The 20,232-nt window shown below is 75.1% G+C and carries 2 protein-coding genes; both read right to left on the bottom strand.

What is annotated here, in order from left to right:
* Window positions 1-28 precede the first annotated feature (28 nt).
* Window positions 29-898, bottom strand: a complete 870-nt coding sequence (locus tag ACZ3YL_RS20240) for a N5-glutamine methyltransferase family protein (RefSeq protein WP_465658826.1) — start codon at window positions 896-898, stop codon at window positions 29-31.
* Between the two features lie 189 nt (window positions 899-1,087).
* On the bottom strand, window positions 1,088-20,215 hold the full coding sequence (locus ACZ3YL_RS20235) for an SDR family NAD(P)-dependent oxidoreductase (RefSeq protein WP_465658824.1): 19,128 nt from the start codon (window positions 20,213-20,215) through the stop codon (window positions 1,088-1,090).
* Window positions 20,216-20,232 lie beyond the last annotated feature (17 nt).

The raw sequence follows: 20,232 nt of genomic DNA, 5'->3' as shown, positions 1-20,232 counted from the left end.
GTGCGGAAGGGGCCCGGCCGTCGGCGTGTCAGGACGTCGTCCGGACCGCCGACGAGTACAGCGGCCAGCCCTCGTGGTCCGGGCGGCAGGACACCTGCGCGAACCACCCGGACTCCCGCAGCAGCGCGGGCACCGTCGCGCCGTGCAGGTGGCCGTGCTCGACCACCAGCGCACCGCCCGGCCGCAACAGCCCGGCGGCCGCCTCCACCACCTGCCGGACGACGCGCAGGCCGTCGGCCCCGCCGAACACGGCCTGCCGGGGCTGGAAGCGGCCGAACTCGTCCGGCACCTCGGCCGTGTCCGGCATGAACGGCGGGTTGGCGAGCACGAGGTCCGCCTCGCCGGCCAACCCGGTCAGTGCGCCCGCCCGGACGGCCCCGCCCTCGTGCACCGTGATCGCGGTGTCCCCGAGCGCGGCCCGCCGGGCGGCGTTGCGGCGGGCGAAGTCCGCGGCGACCGGATCGAACTCGACCGCGTGCACCCGGGCGTCCGGCCGGTGGTGTGCCAGGGCCAGACCGATCGCTCCGGAGCCGGCGCACAGGTCCACCACCGTCGGCCCGGCGACCCCTTCGACGCTCTCCCGACCGGCCGCCAGCACCAGCTCACTGTGCACCCGGGGCACGAACACGCCCGGCCCGACCACGAGTTCCAGGCCGGCGAACTCGGCGCGCCCGGTCAGGTGGCCCAGCGGCACCCCTTCGGCCCTTCTGCCCACCAGGTCACGCAGCCGCCGGACGGCTCTGCCGTCGAGCACCCGCTCCCGGTCCAGTCCGGCCGGTCCGTCCCCGAGCACCCGGGCCGCCAGCTCCTCCGCCTCCCGCCGGGCCGCGGCGCCCGCCGTGACCTCCAGCGCCAGCACCGCGTCGTCGAGCAGCTCCCCGAGCAGCGTCGTTCCCATCCCTTGCCTCCCGGCCCCTGGTACGACGCCCTCCGCCGCACGATGCCGCCCACTGTGCGCCCGGAACGGCTAGGTGACCTTCCAGAACTGGTGACCGGTCGGGGGTGCGTGCGGGAGCGTCGCGGGCACGAAGACCCGTCGCGGGGGCCCAGGGCTGGGCTCCCGCGACGGGTGGAGGGCCGGATCGGGTCAGTCGGACAGGCCCAGCTCGTGGTCCAGGAGGTCGAACATCTCGTCGTCCGAGGCGGACTCGAAGTCGAAGGCCCCGGAGCCCGTGGGCCCGTCGGCGGCGGCGCCGCGGGCGGCGAGCCACTTCGAGCGCAGCACCTCCAGGCGGGCGGCCACCTGGTCGAACAGCTCCTCGGCCGATCCGTTCACCTCGACCGTTCCGAACGCCAGCTCGATCCGGTCGAGTTCGGCCAGCAGCGCCGCCGGTCCGACGGTGGGCTCGGGCGCCAGGCCGAGCCGGTCGAAGAGGTGCTCCACCAACTCCGCCACCGTCGGGTGGTCGAAGACCAGGGTGGCCGGCAGCCGCAGGCCCACCAGCGAGCCCAGGCGGTTGCGCAGTTCGACGGCCGTCAGGGAGTCCAGCCCGAGGTCCTGGAAGGCCCGCTGCGGGTCGACGCCGGAGGCCTCGGTGTGGCCGAGGACCGCGGCCACCTGCTGTCGGACCGCGTTCAGCAACACCTCCTGCCGTTCCGCGCCCGGCAGTTCGGTCAGCTGCCGGAGGAACCCGGCGCCGCCGCCCGCGGCCGCGCCCCGGCGCACCGGAGCGCGCACCAGGCCACGCAGGAGCGGGGGGATCTCGCCGCGCCGGCTCAGGGCGGCCGGGTCGAGGCGCAGCGGCAGGACGGCGGGTGCCGTCCCGGCCGTGGTCGCGTCGAACAGCGCGAGGCCCAGTTCCGGCGTGAGCGGCGGCATACCGGCCCGGGCCAGCCGTTCGGCCTCGGCCTCGGTGAGGGTGCCGGTCATGCCGCCGGTGCCGGTCCACGGGCCCCAGGCCAGGGAGACGGCAGGCAGCCCGAGGGAGTGGCGGTGGCGGGCGAGTGCGTCCAGGAAGGCGTTGGCGGCCGCGTAGTTGCCCTGGCCGGGGTTGCCGAGCGTGCCGGCCGCCGAGGAGAACAGGACGAAGGCCTCGACACCTTCGGCGGCCCGGTGGAGGTTCCACGCCGCGTCCGCCTTCGGGCGCAGGACGGCGCTGACCCGCTCGGGCGTGAGCGCGCCGATCGTCCCGTCGTCCAGGACGCCCGCGGTGTGCACGACCGCGCGGACGTCGTGGCGGGCGAACAGCCCGGCGACAGCCGCCTCGTCGGCGACGTCGCAGGCCTCGACGGCCGTCTCGGCGCCGAGGTCGGCCAGTTCGGCGACCAGTTCGGCCACGCCGTCGGCGGCGGCGCCGCTGCGGCTGACGAGGAGCAGGCCGCGCACGCCGTGCTCGGCGGCGAGGTGGCGGGCCACCAGGCGGCCCAGGCCGCCGGTGCCGCCGGTGATCAGCACCGTGCCCTCGGTGGGCCAGCTCGGGGCCTCCGCCGCACGCTCCTCCCGAGCCAGCCGGGCGGCGAACAACTCGCCCTCCCGGAGCAACAGTTGCGGCTCGTCGACGGTGAGGACGGCGGGCAGGAGCTCCGTCTCGGCGGTGCCCAGGTCGAGCAGGCCGAACCGGCCGGGCTCCTCCGAGGCCGCCGAGCGGACGAGGCCCCAGGCCGCCGCACCGGCGAGGTCGGCGCCGGACACCGCGCCCCGGGTGACGAACACCAGCCGCGAGGCGGCGAAGGCCTCCTGTGCGAGCCACGTCTGGACCGTTTCCAGGACGGCGGTCACCCGGGCGTGCACCGACTTGGCTCCGCCGCCCGGGAGTTCGGCCAGCACCACCGGCGGCACGTCGGACCGTGCGGCGAGCCCGGCCAGCGCCTGCGCGGTCGGCTCGACGGCGACGAACGCCACGTCCGTGGCGGCGGGTGTCCGCACCGGCACCCAGTCGACGCGGAACAGCGCGTCGTGGCCCGCCGGGCGGGCCCCCGCGCCGAGCTGCTCGGCGGCGATCGGCCGGACGGTGAGCGAGCCCACCGACGCGACCGGCCGGCCGTGCGCGTCGGCCGCGGCCAACGCCAGCCCACCGGACGCCGACGGCGCCAGCCGGACCCGCAGCGCGGACGCCCCGGAGGCGTGCAGCGCGACGTCCTCCCACGCGAACGGCACCCCGGCGCCGCCCTCCCCAGGAGTGCCGCCCACGGCGAGCGTGTGCAGGCAGGCGTCGAACAGGGCCGGGTGCAGGCCGTAGGCGCCGCCCTCGACGCCCTCGGGCAGGGCGACGTCCGCGAAGAGCTCGTCGCCGCGGCGCCAGACCGCCCGGAGGCCCTGGAACGCCGGGCCGTACCCGAACCCGGCGTCCGCCAGGCCGTCGTAGAGGCCGGTCAGGTCGACCTGCTCGGCGCCCGCCGGCGGCCACACGGAGGCGTCGAACGCCGTCGGTGCCGTGCCCGTCCCCGTGCCCAGCACACCGCCGGCGTGCAGGGTCCACGGGTGCGGGCCGCCCGAGCCGGGCCGGGAGTGGACGGTCACAGGCCGGCGGCCCGCGTCGTCCGGCGCCCCGACGGCGACCTGGAGCTGCACGGCGGCCGTCCCCGGGAGGACCAGCGGCGCGGCGAGCGTCAGCTCCTCGACGACGTCGCAACCGACCTCGTCGCCCGCGCGCACGGCCAGCTCGACCAGCGCCGTGCCCGGCACCAGGACCGAGCCCATGACGACGTGGTCCGCCGCCCACGGGTGGGAGCGCACCGACAGCCGGCCGGTGAACAGGAGGCCGTCGCTGTCCGCCAGCTCCAGCGAGCCGGTGAGCAGCGGGTGTTCGGCGTTCCTGAGCCCGGCGGACTCGGCGCCCCGGCCGCCGGCCAGGCCGGTCGGCCAGTAGTCCCGGTGCTCGAACGGGTAGGTCGGGAGCTCGGCGAGGTGCCGGCCCGCTCCGGCGAGCAGGGCCCGCCAGTCGACCTTCACGCCGTGGACGTGCAGGCCTGCGAGGGCCCGGAGGAGGCTCGCCTCCTCGGGGCGGTCCTTGCGGAGCGCCGGGGTGGCCACGGTGTCGGCGTCCTCGGGCAGCGCGCCCGCGGTGAGGGCGGTGAGGACGGCGTCGGGGCCGAGTTCGAGATAGCGGCGGACGCCGGCCTCGTGGAGGGTCCGGATGCCGTCGGCGAAGCGGACGGCCTCGCGGACGTGGCGCACCCAGTAGTCGGGGGCGCACAGATCCGCACCCAGTTCACCGGTGAGGTTGGAGACGACGGGAATCGAAGGGGCTTGGTACGTCAGCCCGTTGAGGACCGTACGGAAGTCCTCCAGCATCGGGTCCATCAGCGGCGAGTGGAACGCGTGGGACACCCGCAGCCGCGTGGTCCGGCGGTCGGCGAAGTGCGCCTCGACCGCCGCGACGGCGTCTTCCGCGCCCGAGACCACGATCGAGCGCGGACCGTTGACGGCCGCGATCGACACGAACTCGCCGAGCAGCGGCAGGACTTCGTCCTCCGTCGCCTGCACGGCCAGCATCGCGCCGCCTTCCGGCAGCGCCTGCATCAGCCGGCCGCGAGCAGCCACCAGCGCGCAGGCGTCCGCCAGCGAGAACACCCCGGCCACGTGCGCCGCGGCCACCTCACCGATCGAGTGCCCGGCCACGAACTCCGCACGGACGCCCAGCGATTCGACGAGCCGGTAGAGCGCCACCTCGACGGCGAACAAACCGGCCTGGGCGTAAGCGGTCTGGCTCAGCAGCTCCGCGTCCGAACCCCACACGACGTCCCGAAGCGGAAGCTCCAGCGCCTCGCACACCTCGTCGAAGGCCCGGGCGAACAGCGGGAACCGTTCGTACAACTCCCGCCCCATGCCGAGCCGTTGCGAGCCCTGTCCGGAGAACAGGAACGCCGTCCTGCCGTCGGCCGCGACCCCCCGGGCCACTTCCACGCCGTCCACGAGCACGGTGCGGTGCGGCAGCGCCGACCGTCCGGCCAGGGTGAACGCCACGTCGGCGGCGCGGAGCTCGTCGGCGTCCGTGAGCCGCACGAGCTGCGCGTCCAGCGCCGCCTCCGACTTGGCGGACACCACCCACGGCACCAGGCCGGGGGCCGCCCGGTCCTCCGTCTCCCCCGATGCGGGCAGTTCCAGGATGACGTGCGCGTTGGTGCCGCTGATCCCGAAGGACGACACGCCCGCGCGGCGCGGGTGGTCGGTGGCCGGCCAGTCGGTGCGCTCGGTGAGCAGCTCGACGGCGCCGGCCGTCCAGTCGACATGGGTGGAGGGCGAGTCGATGTGCAGGGACTGCGGGAGCACTCCGTGCTGCATCGCCAGCACCATCTTGATCACACCGGCGACGCCGGCCGCGGCCTGGGAATGGCCGATGTTCGACTTGATCGAGCCGAGCAGCAGCGGGACGTCACGGTCCTGCCCGTACGTCGCCAGGAGCGCCTGTGCCTCGATCGGGTCGCCCAGCGTCGTGCCCGTGCCGTGCGCCTCGACGGCGTCGACGTCGGCGGTCGACAGCCCGGCGCTCGCGAGGGCCTGCCGGATCACCCGCTGCTGCGACGGGCCGTTCGGCGCGGTGAGGCCGTTGGACGCACCGTCCTGGTTGACGGCGCTCCCCCGCAGAACGGCAAGGACGCGGTGCCCGTTGCGACGGGCGTCCGACAGGCGCTCCAGCACCACCATGCCGATGCCCTCGCCCCAGCCGACGCCGTCCGCCGCCTCGGCGAAGGCCTTGCTGCGGCCGTCGGCGGCCAGGCCGCGCTGCCGGGAGAACTCGACGAACGTCGCCGGGGTGGACATCACGGTGACGCCGCCGGCCAGGGCCAGCGTGCACTCACCGCTGCGCAGCGCCTGCGCGGCCAGGTGCATCGCCACCAGGGAGGAGGAGCACGCCGTGTCGACGGTCACCGCCGGTCCCTCCAGGCCCAGCGTGTAGGACACCCGGCCCGAGGCCACGCTTCCCGCGCTGCCGCTGCCCTGGTGCCCCTCGAACTCACGGCCGCCGAGCAGGTTCGCGTAGTCCGCGTACATCACGCCCGCGAACACTCCCGTCCGGCTGCCGCGCAGCGACACCGGGTCGATCCCGGCCCGCTCGAGCGCCTCCCACGAGGTCTCCAGCAGCAGGCGCTGCTGCGCGTCCGTCGCCAGCGCCTCACGCGGGCTCATCCCGAAGAACGCCGCGTCGAACGCCGCCGCCTCCCGCAGGAACCCGCCCGTGCGGGTGTAGGACGTGCCGCTGTGCTCCGGGTCCGGGTCGTAGAGGGTCTCGACGTCCCAGCCACGGTCGGCCGGGAACTCCGACACCGCGTCCACGCCGTCGGCTACCAGCCGCCACAGGTCCTCCGGCGACGCCACGCCACCGGGGTAGCGACAGGCCATCCCGACGAGGACGATCGGGTCGTCGGAGGGCACCGGCAGGGCCGCCGGTCGCAGGTCCGCCGTCTCCGGGGCGCCGAACAGGCCCTCCAGCAGGAAGCGCGCGAGCGCGTCGGCGGTCGGGTAGTCGAACACGACGGTGGCCGGCAGCCGGAGACCGGTCACGGACTTCAGCCGGTTGCGCAGTTCGACCGCCGTGAGCGAGTCGAAGCCGAGGTCATGGAACGCCCGCGACGGGTCCACCGTCGACCGGCCGTCGTGGCCCAGCACCACGGCGATCTGGTCACGCACCAGGTCCAGGACCGCCGCACCCCGCTCGTCCGCGCCCAGGCCCGACAACCGCCGGGTCAGATCGACCGCAGCGGGGGCCGTGGCCGCCCGGCGCACCGGGGTCCGGACCAGGCCGCGCAGCAGAGCGGGGGCGTTGCCCCGCTCCCGGAGAACAGGAAGGTCGAGCCGGACGGGGAGGACGACCGGCTCGACGCCGGTGGCGACCGCGTCGAACAGTGCCAGCCCGTGCTCCGGACCGAGCGGCGGCACTCCGGCGCGGGTCATCCGCTCGCGCTCGGCGTCGGTGAGGGTGCCGGTCATTCCGGCCACGTCGGACCAGGGGCCCCAGGCGAGCGAGACGGCGGGCAGGCCGAGCGAACGCCGGTGCAGTGCCAGCGCGTCCAGGTAGGCATTGCCCGCCGCATAGGCGCCCTGGCCCGCGCTGCCGAACGTGCCGGCCATCGACGAGAACAGGACGAAGGCGTCGACGTTGTCGGCGGCCCGGTGGAGGTTCCACGCGGCGTCCGCCTTCGGGCGCAGGACGGCGGAGACCCTCTCGGGGGTCAGCGAGCTGACCACACCGTCGTCGAGCACCCCCGCCGTGTGGACGACCGCGCGGATCTCGTGCCGGGCGAACAGCTCGGCGACGGCGGCCTCATCGGCCACGTCACACGCCTCGACCGCCACGTCCGCGCCGAGTGCAGCCAGCTCGGCGAGCAGCGCGTCGACGCCCTCGGCGTCCGCGCCGCGACGGCTGACCAGCAGCAGGCTGCGCACGCCGTGCTCCGCCGCGAGATGCCGGGCGACCAGACGGCCGAGGCCGCCCGTACCGCCGGTGATCAGAACCGTCCCCTCACCCCGCCACACGGTCGCGTCGGGCGTCGGTTCGGTCCGGGCGAGCCGGGCCGCGAGGATCTCACCGTCGCGGACCAGCAGCTGCGGCTCGTCCACGCCCAGGGCGGCGGGCGGCAGTTCTTCCGAACCGGCCAGATCCACCAGGCCGAACCGGCCCGGCTCCTCCGACATCGCCGACCGCACCAGACCCCACACCGCAGCGCCCGGCAGGTCCTCGCCCGCCACCACACCACGCGTCACGAACACCAGCCGCGAGCCCGCGAAACGCTCCTCCGCCAGCCAGCCCTGCACCAGCTCCAGCGCCTGCGCCGTCCGCGCGTGCACGTCGTCGTCGACGGCGGCCGTCTCGATGACCACCACCGGCGGCACCTCCACCGGCACGTCCGCCAGCGACTCCACCGCCACGAACTCCGGCGCCTCGGAGGCCTTCACCGGCACCCAGTCCACCCGGAAGAGCTCGTCCCGGCCCACCCGCGTCCCAGCAGCCGGCTGCCCGGCGGCGATCGGGCGCACCGTCAGCGCGCCGACCGAGGCCACCGGCCTGCCGTCGGCGTCGGCCAGGGCGAGCGCCAGCTCGCCGGAGGCCGACCGCGTCAGGCGCACCCGCACCGCGGACGCCCCGGAGGCGTGCAGCGCCACGTTCTCCCAGGCGAACGGCACCCCGCCGACCTCGCCGGAGCCCGCCAAGGCGAAGCCGTGGAGGCAGGCGTCGAACAGCGCCGGGTGCAGGCCGAAGCCGCTTCCGTCGGTGCCCTCGGGCAGGGCGACCTCCGCGAAGAGCTCGTCCCCGCGCCGCCAGGCGGCCTGGAGGCCCTGGAACGCCGGGCCGTACCCGAACCCGGCCTCCGCCAGCCCCTCGTACAGCCCGGCCGTGTCGACCACCTCCGCGTCGGACGGCGGCCACACCGCGGCGTCGAACGCCGGCGGCACCGCGCCCGAGCCCAGCACGCCACTCGCGTGCAGGGTCCAGACCGGATCCGGACCGGTGTCCGCCGTGGAGTGGATGCCGACCGCGCGACGGCCGGACTCGTCCGGCTCGGCCAGGCGCACCTGGATCCGGACGGACCCGTCCTCGGGCAGGACCAGCGGTGCGGCCATGGTCAGCTCCTCGACCAGGTCGCAGCCGGCCTCGTCGCCGGCGCGCACCGCCAGCTCCACCAGCGCCGTGCCCGGCACCAGGACCGAGCCCGCGACGACATGGTCCGCCAGCCACCCGTGCGACCGGGCCGACAGCCGGCCGGTGAGCACCAGCCCGGCGGTACCGGCCAGTTCGAGCGAGCCGGTGAGTAGCGGGTGCTCGGCGTTCCGGAGCCCGGCGGACTCGGCCGTGGGGAAGAACGCCGAGGCGTCCGTCCAGAAGCGGCGGTGCTGGAAGGCGTACGTCGGCAGGGCGATCCGGCGGGCGCCCGTCCCCTCGTAGAGGCCGGACCAGTCCACCGGGACGCCGAGCATGTGGAGGCGGGCCAGCGCCTCGACGACGGTCCGCTCCTCGTCGCGGCCGCGGCGCAGCGCCGGGATCGCTTCGGCCTCGGCGTCGGGCAGCGCGCTCGCGGTGAGGGCGGTGAGGACGGCGTCGGGGCCGAGTTCGAGGAAACGGCGGACGCCGGCCTCGTGGAGGGTCCGGATGCCGTCGGCGAAGCGGACGGCATCGCGGACGTGGCGCACCCAGTAGTCGGGGGCGCACAGATCCGTACCCAGTTCACCGGTGAGGTTGGAGACGACGGGAATCGACGGCGCGTGGTACGTCAGCCCGTCGAGGACCGTACGGAAGTCCGCCAGCATCGGGTCCATCAGCGGCGAGTGGAACGCGTGCGAAACCCGTAGGCGGTTCGTCCTGCGGTCGGCGAAGTGGGCCTCGATCGCCGAGACGGCCTCCTCCGTGCCGGACACGACGATCGAGCGCGGGCCGTTGACGGCCGCGATCGACACGAACTCACCCAGCAGCGGCAGGACTTCGTCCTCCGTCGCCTGCACGGCCAGCATCGCGCCGCCTTCCGGCAGCGCCTGCATCAGCCGGCCGCGAGCAGCCACCAGCGCGCAGGCGTCCGCGAGCGAGAACACCCCGGCGACATGCGCGGCCGCGACCTCACCGATCGAGTGCCCGGCCACGAACTCCGGCCGCACACCCAGCGATTCGACGAGCCGGAACAGCGCCACCTCGACCGCGAACAGGCCCGCCTGGACGTACTCCGTCCGGTTCAGCAGCTCCGCGTCCGCACCCCACACCACCTCGCGCACAGGCACGTCCAGACCCGCGCACACCTCATCGAACGCCTCCGCGAACACCGGGAAGCGCGCAGACAACTCGCGCCCCATGCCGAGCCGCTGCGTCCCCTGCCCGGAGAAGAGGAAGGCCACCCGCCCGCTCGTCGCGACGCCGGTCAGCGCCTCGCCGTCCACCACCGCCCGGAGGCCGGCGAGGAGTTGCTCCGGCCCGTCGCCGACCACGGCGACGCGGTGTTCGAGCGCGGCACGGGTCGTCGCCAGCGAGTACGCGACGTCCATCGGACGGGCGTCGGCGTCGGCCGCGAGCAGCCGCTCGGCCTGCGCCCGCAGGGCCTCCGGGGTCACGGCGGACAGCAGCCACGGGACAGCCCCCGGTTCGACCTCCGGCACCACCGTGGACGGGACGGCCGCCGGGGCCTCCTCGATGATCACGTGGGCGTTGGTACCGCTGATGCCGAAGGAGGACACGCCGGCGCGGCGCGGACGGTCGCCCGCAGCCCAGGGCCGGGGTTCGGTCAGCAGCCGGACGGCCCCCTCCGACCAGTCCACGTTCGCGCTCGGCTCGTCCACGTGCAGTGTCGACGGCAGCTCGCCGTTGTGCATCGCGAGCACCATCTTGATCACACCGGCGACACCGGCCGCGGCCTGGGTGTGGCCGATGTTCGACTTGATCGAGCCGAGGAGGAGGGGCAGTTCCTCGGGGCGGCCCTGGCCGTACGTCGCGAGCAGGGCCTGTGCCTCGATCGGGTCACCCAGTGTCGTACCGGTACCGTGCGCCTCGACCACGTCGACCTGGTCGGCGCCGAGGCGGGCGTTGGCGAGCGCTTGCCGGATCACCCGCTGCTGCGACGGGCCGTTCGGCGCCGTCAGGCCGTTCGACGCACCGTCCTGGTTCACCGCGCTGCCCCGCACGAGCGCCAGGACCGGGTGCCCGTTGCGCAGGGCGTCCGACAGCCGCTCGACGACCAGGAAGCCGGCGCCTTCGGCGAAGCCGGTGCCGTCGGCGGCGGTCGCGAAGGACTTGCACCGTCCGTCCGGGGCCAGCGCGCCCTGTCGGCCGAACTCGGCGAACACGCCCGGCGTGGCCATGACGGTCACGCCGCCCGTGATCGCGAGCGAGCAGTCGCCCTGCCGCAGCGCCTGGACGGCCAGGTGCAGCGCGACCAGCGAGGAGGAGCAGGCGGTGTCCACCGCGACCGCCGGCCCCTCCAGGCCGAGCTCGTACGAGACGCGGCCGGCCACGACGCTGCCGTTGCCGTCACTGCCCGGGTAGTCGTGGTACATCACCCCGGCGAAGACGCCGGTGCGGGTGCCGCGCAGGCCGGTCGGGTCGATGCCGGCGCGCTCCAGTGCCTCCCAGGAGAGCTCCAGGGTGAGCCGCTGCTGGGGGTCCATCGAGAGGGCCTCGCGCGGGGAGATCCCGAAGAAGCCGGGGTCGAACTCGGCGGCGCCGTCGAGGAATCCGCCCTCGCGGGTGTAGTACGAGCCCTCGGTGCGGAGCGCGGACAGGTCCCAGCCGCGATCGGCGGGGAACGGGGAGATCGCGTCCCCGCCGGAGGTCACCAGGCGCCACAGCTCCTCGGGCGTGGTCACCCCGCCCGGGTAGCGGCAGGACATACCGACGATCGCGATCGGGTCGTGGCGGACGTCCGTCGCCGTGGGATGGACGGGACGGCCCCGGTCGTCGGCCAGATCGAGCAGGGCGTCGACCAGGCCCGCGTCACGGAGGCGGCGGGTCGGGATCGACTGCAGCGCGGCGCGCAGGTCGGCCTCCGTGTCCCGCCCGTCCCCGCTCGCGGCTCCGGTCCGGGCGGCCAGCTCGGTGACGATGTGGCCCGTCACCGCCTCGGCGTTCGGGTGGTCGAAGGCGAGGGTCGCGGGCAGGCGCAGGCCGGTCAGGGTGTTGAGCTGGTTGCGCAGGTCGGTCGCGGCGAGGGAGTCGAAGCCGAGCTCCTGGAACGCGCGGTCCGGCTCGATCGCGTCGCCCGACTCGTGGCCGAGCAGCCCGGCCACCCGGGCCCGGACGAGGTCGAGGACGATCCGTCGCTGCTCCGCCTCCGGCAGCCCGGCGAGCCGGGCCGCGAGGCCGTCGGCCGGCGCGACCGGCGCCGGGACGTGGGCTGCCGTGCGGCGGGCGGCCGGGACGAGGGCGCGCAGGAGCGCGGGGACCTCGTCGGTGCGGGCCCGCAGGGCGGCCGCGTCGACCCGGATCGGGACGACGGCGGCGTGCTCGCTGCGCAGCGCGGTGGCGAACAGCGCCAGGCCGGCCTCACGGGTGAGCGGCGGGACGCCCTGCGCTGCCATGCGATTGCGGTTCAGCTCCAAGAGGTGCTCGCCCAGGCCGGCGCCGACGTCCCACATGCCGTAGGCCATCGAGGTGGCGGGCAGGCCGGCGGCGCGGCGGTGGACGGCGAGGGCGTCGAGGAAGACGTTCGCGGCCGCGTAGTTGCCCTGACCGGCGGTCAGGACCAGGCCACCGGCCGAGGAGAACATCACGAAGGCGGCCAGATCCAGGTGGCTCGTCAGCTCGTGCAGGAACCACGCGCCGTCGGCCTTCGGGGCCAGCACAGCGGCCATCCGCTCAGGCGTGAGCGCACCCACCAGACCGTTGTCACCCACGCCCGCGGCGTGGACCACGGCCGACAGACCCGGGATCGCATCGACCAGAGCAGCGACCGCGTCGCGGTCCGCCATGTCACAGGCGCGGACGTCGACGGCCGCGCCGACGGCGGACAGCTCCGCCACCAGCTCCGGCGCGCCAGGAGCCTCCAGGCCGCGACGGCTCGTCAACACCAGACTCCGCACACCACACTCGGCCACCAGGTACCGCGCCACGACGGCCCCCAGGCCACCCGTACCACCGGTGATCAGCACCGTGTCCTCCGCGCCGACCGGGACCGGACCCTCCGGCAACGGAAGACGGCCCAGCCGCGGCACGTGAACGGCCCCGCCGCGCACGGCCGACTCCGGCTCCGCGGTGACGACCACCTCCCCGTCCGTGTCCAGCAGCCCGAAGCGCCCCGGGTTCTCCGCCTGCGCCGCCCGCACCAGACCCCACACCGGAGCCTGCGCCAGATCCACCGGCTCACCCGCACCCACCGCCACCGCACCCCGCGTCACCACCACCAGACGCGACGCCGCGAACCGCTCCTCCGCCAACCACACCTGAAGGACCGCCAACACCGCGTCGACGTTCACGCGAACACCGCTCGGAACGTCCTCGGGGCTCACGAAGGCGCCACAGTCCAGGACCACGGTCCCGGGGACCGGGCCCTCGGCGGGCAGGGCGTCCCAGTGCGCCCAGGAGTCCTCTGCGGCAGCCGAGTTGGACAGCTCCGCCCACTCGATGCCGTACAGCGGGTCGACCGAACCCAGCTGCTCCGCCGACACCGCCCTCCCCACCATCGACGCCACGGCCAGCACCGGCCCGCCCGCCGGATCGGCGAGGTGGAGCCGCAGCCCACCCCCGTCGAGCCGGAGGATCCGCACCCGCACCGCCGAGGCACCGACGGCGGACAGCCTCACGCCGGTCCACGCGAACGGGATCATGGTCTCGCGCTCGCCGCCGCCGGCCAGGATCGCGGCGTGCATGGCGGCGTCGAGCAGCGCCGGGTGCACACCGAAGCCGTCGGCCGCCACGCCCTCGGGCAGCGCGACCTCGGCGAACAGCTCGTCGCCGCGCCGCCAGGCCGCGCGCAGGCCCTGGAAGACCGGACCGTAGCCGAACCCGGCCGCCGCCATCCGCTCGTACGCACCCTCCACCGGCAACGCCTCCGCACCGACCGGCGGCCAGACGTCGAAGGACTCGGCCTCCACCGCTGCGCCGACGGCCAGCGAACCGGCCGCGTGCTGCACCCACCCGGCGTCCGGGTCCCCGTCCAGGCGGGAGTGGACGGTGACCGCGCGCCGCTCCGAGGCGTCCGGGCCACCGACCCGTACGTGCAGTTGGACGGCGCCGTGCTCGGGCAGCACCAGCGGTGCGGCCAGCGTCAGTTCCTCCAGCAACTCGCACCCGGCCTCGGTCGCGGCCCGCAGGGCGAGTTCGACCAGTGCCGCGCCCGGGACGAGGACGGTGTCCAGGACCTGGTGGTCGGCCAGCCACGGGTGGGACTCCAGCGACACCCGGCCGGTGAGGAGGAACCCGTCCGTGTGGGACAGGTCGACGGCGGCGCCGAGCAGCGGGTGCGCGAAGGCGCCCACGCCGACCGCGCCCAGGTCCCCGGTCGGGGTCGTCGCGTCGAGCCAGAACCGACGGTGCTGGAACGCGTAGGTGGGCAGGTCCACCGTCCGGGCGCCGGTGCCGGCGAAGAGGACGGACCAGTCCACCTCGGCCCCGGCCGTGTGCAGCCGGCCGAGCGCGCCGACCAGGCTCGCCTGCTCGCCCCGGTCCGTGTGCAGGGCGGGCACGACGCACGTACCGGTGCCCGTCGGGTCGTCCAGGACGCCCCGCACCAGGCCGGACAGGACGGCGTCGGGGCCGAGTTCGAGGTAGCGGCGGACGCCCGCGGCCTCCAGCGTGCGGATGCCGTCGGCGAAGCGGACGGCCTCGCGGGCGTGGCGCACCCAGTAGTCGGGCCCCTGAAGGCCTTCGGCCAGGTCGCCGGTCAGGTTGGAGACGACGGGAATCGACGGCGCATGGTACGTCAGCCCGTCGAGGACCGTCCGGAAGTCCTCCAGCATCGGGTCCATCAGCGGCGAGTGGAACGCGTGCGAGACCCGCAGCCGCGTGGTCCTGCGGTCGGCGAAGTGCGCCGCGATCTCCGCGACGGCCTCCTCCGTGCCGGAGACGACCACGGAGGTCGGGCCGTTGACGGCCGCGATCGACACGAACTCACCGAGCAGCGGCAGGACTTCGTCCTCCGTCGCCTGCACGGCCAGCATCGCGCCGCCTTCCGGCAGCACCTGCATCAGCCGACCGCGAGCAGCCACCAGCGCGCAGGCGTCCGCCAGCGAGAACACCCCGGCGACATGCGCGGCCGCGACCTCACCGATCGAGTGCCCGGCCACGAACTCCGGCCGCACACCCAGCGATTCGACCAGCCGGTAGAGCGCCACCTCGACGGCGAACAACCCGGCCTGGGCGTACTCCGTCCGGTTCAGCAGCTCCGCGTCCGCGCCCCACACGACGTCCCGAACCGGAACCTCCAGCGTCGCGCACACCTCGTCGAAGGCCCGCGCGAACACCGGGAAGCGTTCGTACAACTCCCGGCCCATCCCGAGCCGTTGCGAGCCCTGCCCGGAGAACAGGAACGCCGTCGCCCCACCCGCCCGGGCGGACGAGACGGTCGCGCCGGGGACGAGTTCACCCCGGCTCAGCGCGTCCAGTCCGACCAGCAGCTCCGCCCGGTCCGCGCCGAGCAGCGCCGCGCGGTGCTCCAGTGCCGGCCGCGTCGCGACCAGCGAGTGGGCGACGTCCAGGGCGTCGAGCTCCGGGCGCGCGCCGACGAAGGCCGCGAGCCGCTCGGCCTGCACCCGCAGGGCCTCCGGCGTCGCCGCGGCGAGCAGCCACGGCAGCGTGCCCAGGTCCCCTCCACCATCGGCGGGTTCGACCACCGCTTCGGGCCCCTGCTCGACGATCACGTGCGCGTTGGTCCCGCTGATCCCGAAGGCGGACACACCCGCCCGGCGCGGACGGCCGGTCGCCGGCCAGTCCCTGGCATCGGCCAGCAGCTCGACCGCACCCTCCGACCACTCGACGTGCGGCGAGGGCCGGTCGATGTGCAGCGACCGCGGAAGCACCCCGTGCTGCATCGCCAGCACCATCTTGATCACGCCGGCCACACCGGCAGCGGCCTGCGCGTGCCCGATGTTCGACTTGATCGAGCCCAGCAGGAGCGGGAGTTCACGGTCCTGGCCGTAGGTCGCCAGGACCGCCTGCGCCTCGATCGGGTCGCCCAACGTGGTGCCCGTGCCGTGGGCCTCGACGGCGTCGACGTCCGCCGGGGACAGCCGGGCGCTCGCCAGCGCCTGGCGGATCACCCGCTGCTGCGACGGACCGTTCGGCGCCGAGAAGCCGTTGCTCGCGCCGTCCTGGTTGACGGCGGTGCCGCGGATCACCGCAAGCACCCGGTGACCGAGCCGCTCCGCGTCGGAGAGCCGCTCCACGAGCAGCACCCCGACGCCCTCCGACCAGCCCACACCGTCCGCCGCGCCCGCGAACGCCTTGCAGCGGCCGTCCGCCGACAGCCCCCGCTGCCGCGAGAACTCGATGAACATGCCCGGCGTGGACATCACCGTCGCGCCGCCCGCCAGGGCCAGCGAGCACTCACCGCTGCGCAGCGCCTGGACCGCCAGGTGCAGGGCGACGAGGGACGACGAGCACGCGGTGTCCACGGTCACCGCCGGGCCCTCCAGGCCCAGCGTGTAGGACACCCGGCCGGAGACGACGCTGCCACCGCTGGTGCCCGAGGGGTTCGTGTTGAGCGCGTAGTCGTGGTACATGACGCCCGCGAAGACGCCCGTCCGGCTGCCGCGCAGGGACAGCGGGTCGATGCCCGCCCGCTCCACGGCCTCCCACGAGGTCTCCAGCAGGAGCCGCTGCTGCGGGTCCATGTAGAGGGCCTCGCGCGGGGAGATCCCGAAGAAGCCGGGGTCGAAGTCGCCGGCGTCGTGGAGGAAGCTGCCGTGGCGGGTGTAGCTGTGGCCCTCCTTGCCGGGCTCGGGGTCGTAGAGGTGCTCGATGTCCCAGCCGCGGTCGGTCGGCAGTCCGGTGACGGTGTCGACGCCGTCCACCAGCAGCCGCCACAGCTCCTCGGGCGTGGCCGCGCCGCCGGGGTAGCGGCAGGCCATGCCGACGATCGCGATCGGCTCGTCGGAGGTGTGCGGACGGACGTCGGTGCCGGTCCTCGGCGTCGCCTCCGTGCCCGCGCCGGCCAGGTCGAGGAGGTGCCCCGCGACGGCCCGCGCGTTGGGGAAGTCGAAGGCGAGCGTGGCGGGCAGCCGCAGGCCGGTGCGCTTGTTGAGGCGGTTGCGCAGGTCGGTCGCGGCGAGGGAGTCGAAGCCGAGCTCCTGGAACGCGCGCTCGGGCGCGATGGCCTCGGCGGAGGCGTGGCCGAGCACGGCGGCGACCTCCGTCCGCACGAGGTCCAGCGCCAGGCGCCGGCCCTCGCTCTCGCCCAGCCCGGCGAGGCGCTTGGCCAGGCCGGTCCCGGCCGCGCGGCCGCTCGCGGGCAGCTCGGCGCGCCTGCGCGGCGCGGCGAGGGCGCGCAGGAGCGCGGGGACCTCGTCGGTGCGTGCCCGCAGGGCGGCCGCGTCGACCCGGATCGGGACGACGGCGGCGTGCTCGCTGCGCAGCGCGGTGGCGAAGAGGGCGAGGCCGGTCGCGTGGTCGAGGACGGGGACGCCCTGGACGGCCATCCGCGCCCGGTCGACGTCCGCGAGGTCGCGGCCGAGGCCGGCGCCGACGTCCCACATGCCGTAGGCCATCGAGGTGGCGGGCAGGCCGGCGGCGCGGCGGTGGGCGGCGAGGGCGTCGAGGAAGACGTTCGCGGCCGCGTAGTTGCCCTGCCCGGCGGTCAGGACCAGGCCACCGGCCGAGGAGAACATCACGAAGGCGGTCAGATCCAGGTGGCTCGTCAGCTCGTGCAGGAACCACGCGCCGTCGGCCTTCGGGGCCAGGACCGTGTCCATGCGCTCAGGCGTGAGCGCACCGACCAGACCGTTGTCACCCTCGCCCGCGGCGTGGATGACCGCCGAGAGCTCCGGGATCCCCGCTATGAGCGCTGCGACGGCCGCTCGCTCCGACATATCGCAGGCACGAACCTCAACGACAGCACCGAGGACGGACAGCTCCGCCACCAACTCCGCTGCGCCAGCAGCCGCCAGGCCGCGACGGCTCGTCAACACCAGACTGCGCACACCGCACTCGGCGACCAGGTACCGCGCCACGACGGCCCCCAGGCCACCCGTACCACCGGTGATCAGTACCGTGTCCTCCGCGCCGACCGGGACCGGACCCTCTGCCAGCGGGAGACGGCCCAGGCGCGGCACGTGAACGGCCCCGCCGCGCACGGCCGACTCCGGCTCCGCGGTGACGACCACCTGTCCATCCGTGTCCAGCAGCCCGAAGCGCCCCGGGTTCTCCGCCTGCGCGGCCCGCACCAGACCCCAGACCGGAGCCTGCGCCAGATCCACCGGCTCGCCCGCACCCACCGCCGCCGCACCCCGCGTCACCACCACCAGACGCGACGCCGCGAACCGCTCCTCCACCAGCCAGGCCTGCACCGCGCGCAGCACGTACTGCGTCACCGCGCGCACGGCCGCCGGGACGTCGCCCGCCGGGGCGGCCACGGCCGCGCAGTCCAGGACGACGGTCTCGGGAGCCGGGCCCTCGGCGGACAGGTCGTCCCAGGCCGTCCACTCCGTGCCCGCGTCCGGACCGGCCGGCAGCTCCGACCACTCGACCGCGTAGAGCGGATCGGCCGAGCCGAGCTGCGCCGCCGAGACGGCCCGGCCCCTCACGGAGGCCACCGTCAGCACCGGGCCACCCGCCGGGTCGGCGAGGTCGAGCCGCAGCCCGCCGCCGTCGAGCCGGACCAGCCGGACCCGCACCGCCGACGCGCCGACGGCGCGCAGCGCCGCGCCCGTCCACGCGAACGGGACCACGGTGTCGTCGCTCCCGGCGTCCACGATGGCGACATGCATGGCGGCGTCGAGCAGCGCCGGGTGCACACCGAAGCCGTCGGCCGCCACGCCCTCCGGCAGCGCGACCTCGGCGAACAGCTCGTTCCCGCGCCGCCAGGCCGTACGGAGGTTCCGGAAGGCGTGGCCGTAGCCGAAGCCGGCCTCCGCCATCCGCTCGTAGGCGCCCTCCACCGGCATCGGCTCGGCGTCGGCCGGCGGCCAGACGTCGAAGGACTCCGCCTCGACACCGCCGTTGACGGCCAGCGAACCGGCCGCGTGCTGGACCCACCCGGCGTCCGGATCCGCGTCCGGCCGGGAGTGGATCGTGAGCTGCCGGCGGCCGGACGCATCCGGCGTGCCGACGCGGAGCTGGAGCTGTCGTGCGCCGTGCTCGGGCAGCACCAGCGGTGCGGCCAGCGTCAGTTCCTCCACGTGCTCGCAGCCGACCTCGGCGGCGGCGCGCAGAGCGAGTTCGAGCAGGCCCGCGCCGGGCAGCAGGACCGCACCCTGGACGGTGTGGTCGGCCAGCCACGGGAGTTCGGCGGTCGACAGCCGTCCGGTGAGCAGCAGCCCGTCCTCGTCGGCCAGTTCGACGGCGGCGCCGAGCATGGGGTGCGTGGTGGCGCCGAGGCCGGCCGAGCGGACGTCGCCATCACGGGCGGCGATGGGCGCGGGCCAGAAGCGGCGGCGCTGGAAGGCGTACGTCGGCAGGTCGACGTGCCGGCCGCCGGTGGCGGCGAACAGGGCGGCCCAGTCCACCGTCGCGCCGTGGACGTGGAGGTGGGCGAGGGCGTCGACGAGGGTCTGCTCCTCGGCCCGGTCGCGGCGGAGCGCCGGGATCGCTTCGGCCTCGGCGTCGGGCAGCGCGCTCGCGGTGAGGGCGGTGAGGACGGCGTCGGGGCCGAGTTCGAGGAAGCGGGTGACACCTGCGGCTTCCAGCGTGCGGATGCCGTCGGCGAACCGGACGGCCTCGCGGACGTGGCGCACCCAGTAGTCGGGGGCGCACAGATCCGTGCCCAGTTCACCGGTGAGGTTGGAGACGACGGGAATCGAAGGGGCTTGGTACGTCAGCCCGTCGAGGACCGTACGGAAGTCCGCCAGCATCGGGTCCATCAGCGGCGAGTGGAACGCGTGGGAGACGCGCAGCCGGTTCGTCTTGCGGTCGGCGAAGTGGGCCTCGATCTCCGCGACGGCCTCCTCCGTCCCGGAGACGACGATCGAGTGCGGGCCGTTGACGGCCGCGATCGAGACGAACTCGCCGATCAGTGGCAGGACTTCGTCCTCCGTCGCCTGCACCGCCAGCATCGCGCCGCCTTCCGGCAGCGCCTGCATCAGCCGACCGCGAGCAGCCACCAGCGCGCAGGCGTCCGCCAGCGAGAACACCCCGGCGACATGCGCGGCCGCGACCTCACCGATCGAGTGCCCGGCCACGAACTCCGGCCGCACACCGAGCGATTCGACGAGCCGGAACAGCGCGACCTCGACGGCGAACAAACCGGCCTGGGCGTAAGCGGTCTGGCTCAACAGCTCCGCGTCCGCGCCCCACACGACATCCCGAACCGGAACCTCGAACGCCTCGCACACCTCGTCGAAGGCCCGCGCGAACACCGGGAACCGTTCGTACAACTCCCGGCCCATCCCGAGCCGCTGCGAGCCCTGCCCCGAGAACAGGAACGCCGTCCCGCCCTCACCCGCGACTCCTCGGGCCACCTCGACCCCGTCGACGACCACCGCGCGGTGCGGGAAGAGCGACCGCCCGAGCAGGGTGAACGCCACTTCAGCGGAAGGGAGTTCATCAAGCTCTGCCAATCGCGCGAGCTGAGCGTCCAGCGCCGCCTCGGACTTGGCGGATACCACCCAGGGCATCGCCCCCGCCGTCTCCACAGCGTCCGGCACGGCCTCGGGCTCGGCCTGCTCCAGGATCACGTGCGCGTTGGTGCCGCTGATCCCGAAGGACGACACGCCCGCCCGGCGCGGGT

The sequence above is a fragment of the Kitasatospora sp. NPDC023176 genome (genome assembly GCF_055560495.1).
This window is presented reverse-complemented; position numbering and strand designations above follow the sequence as displayed.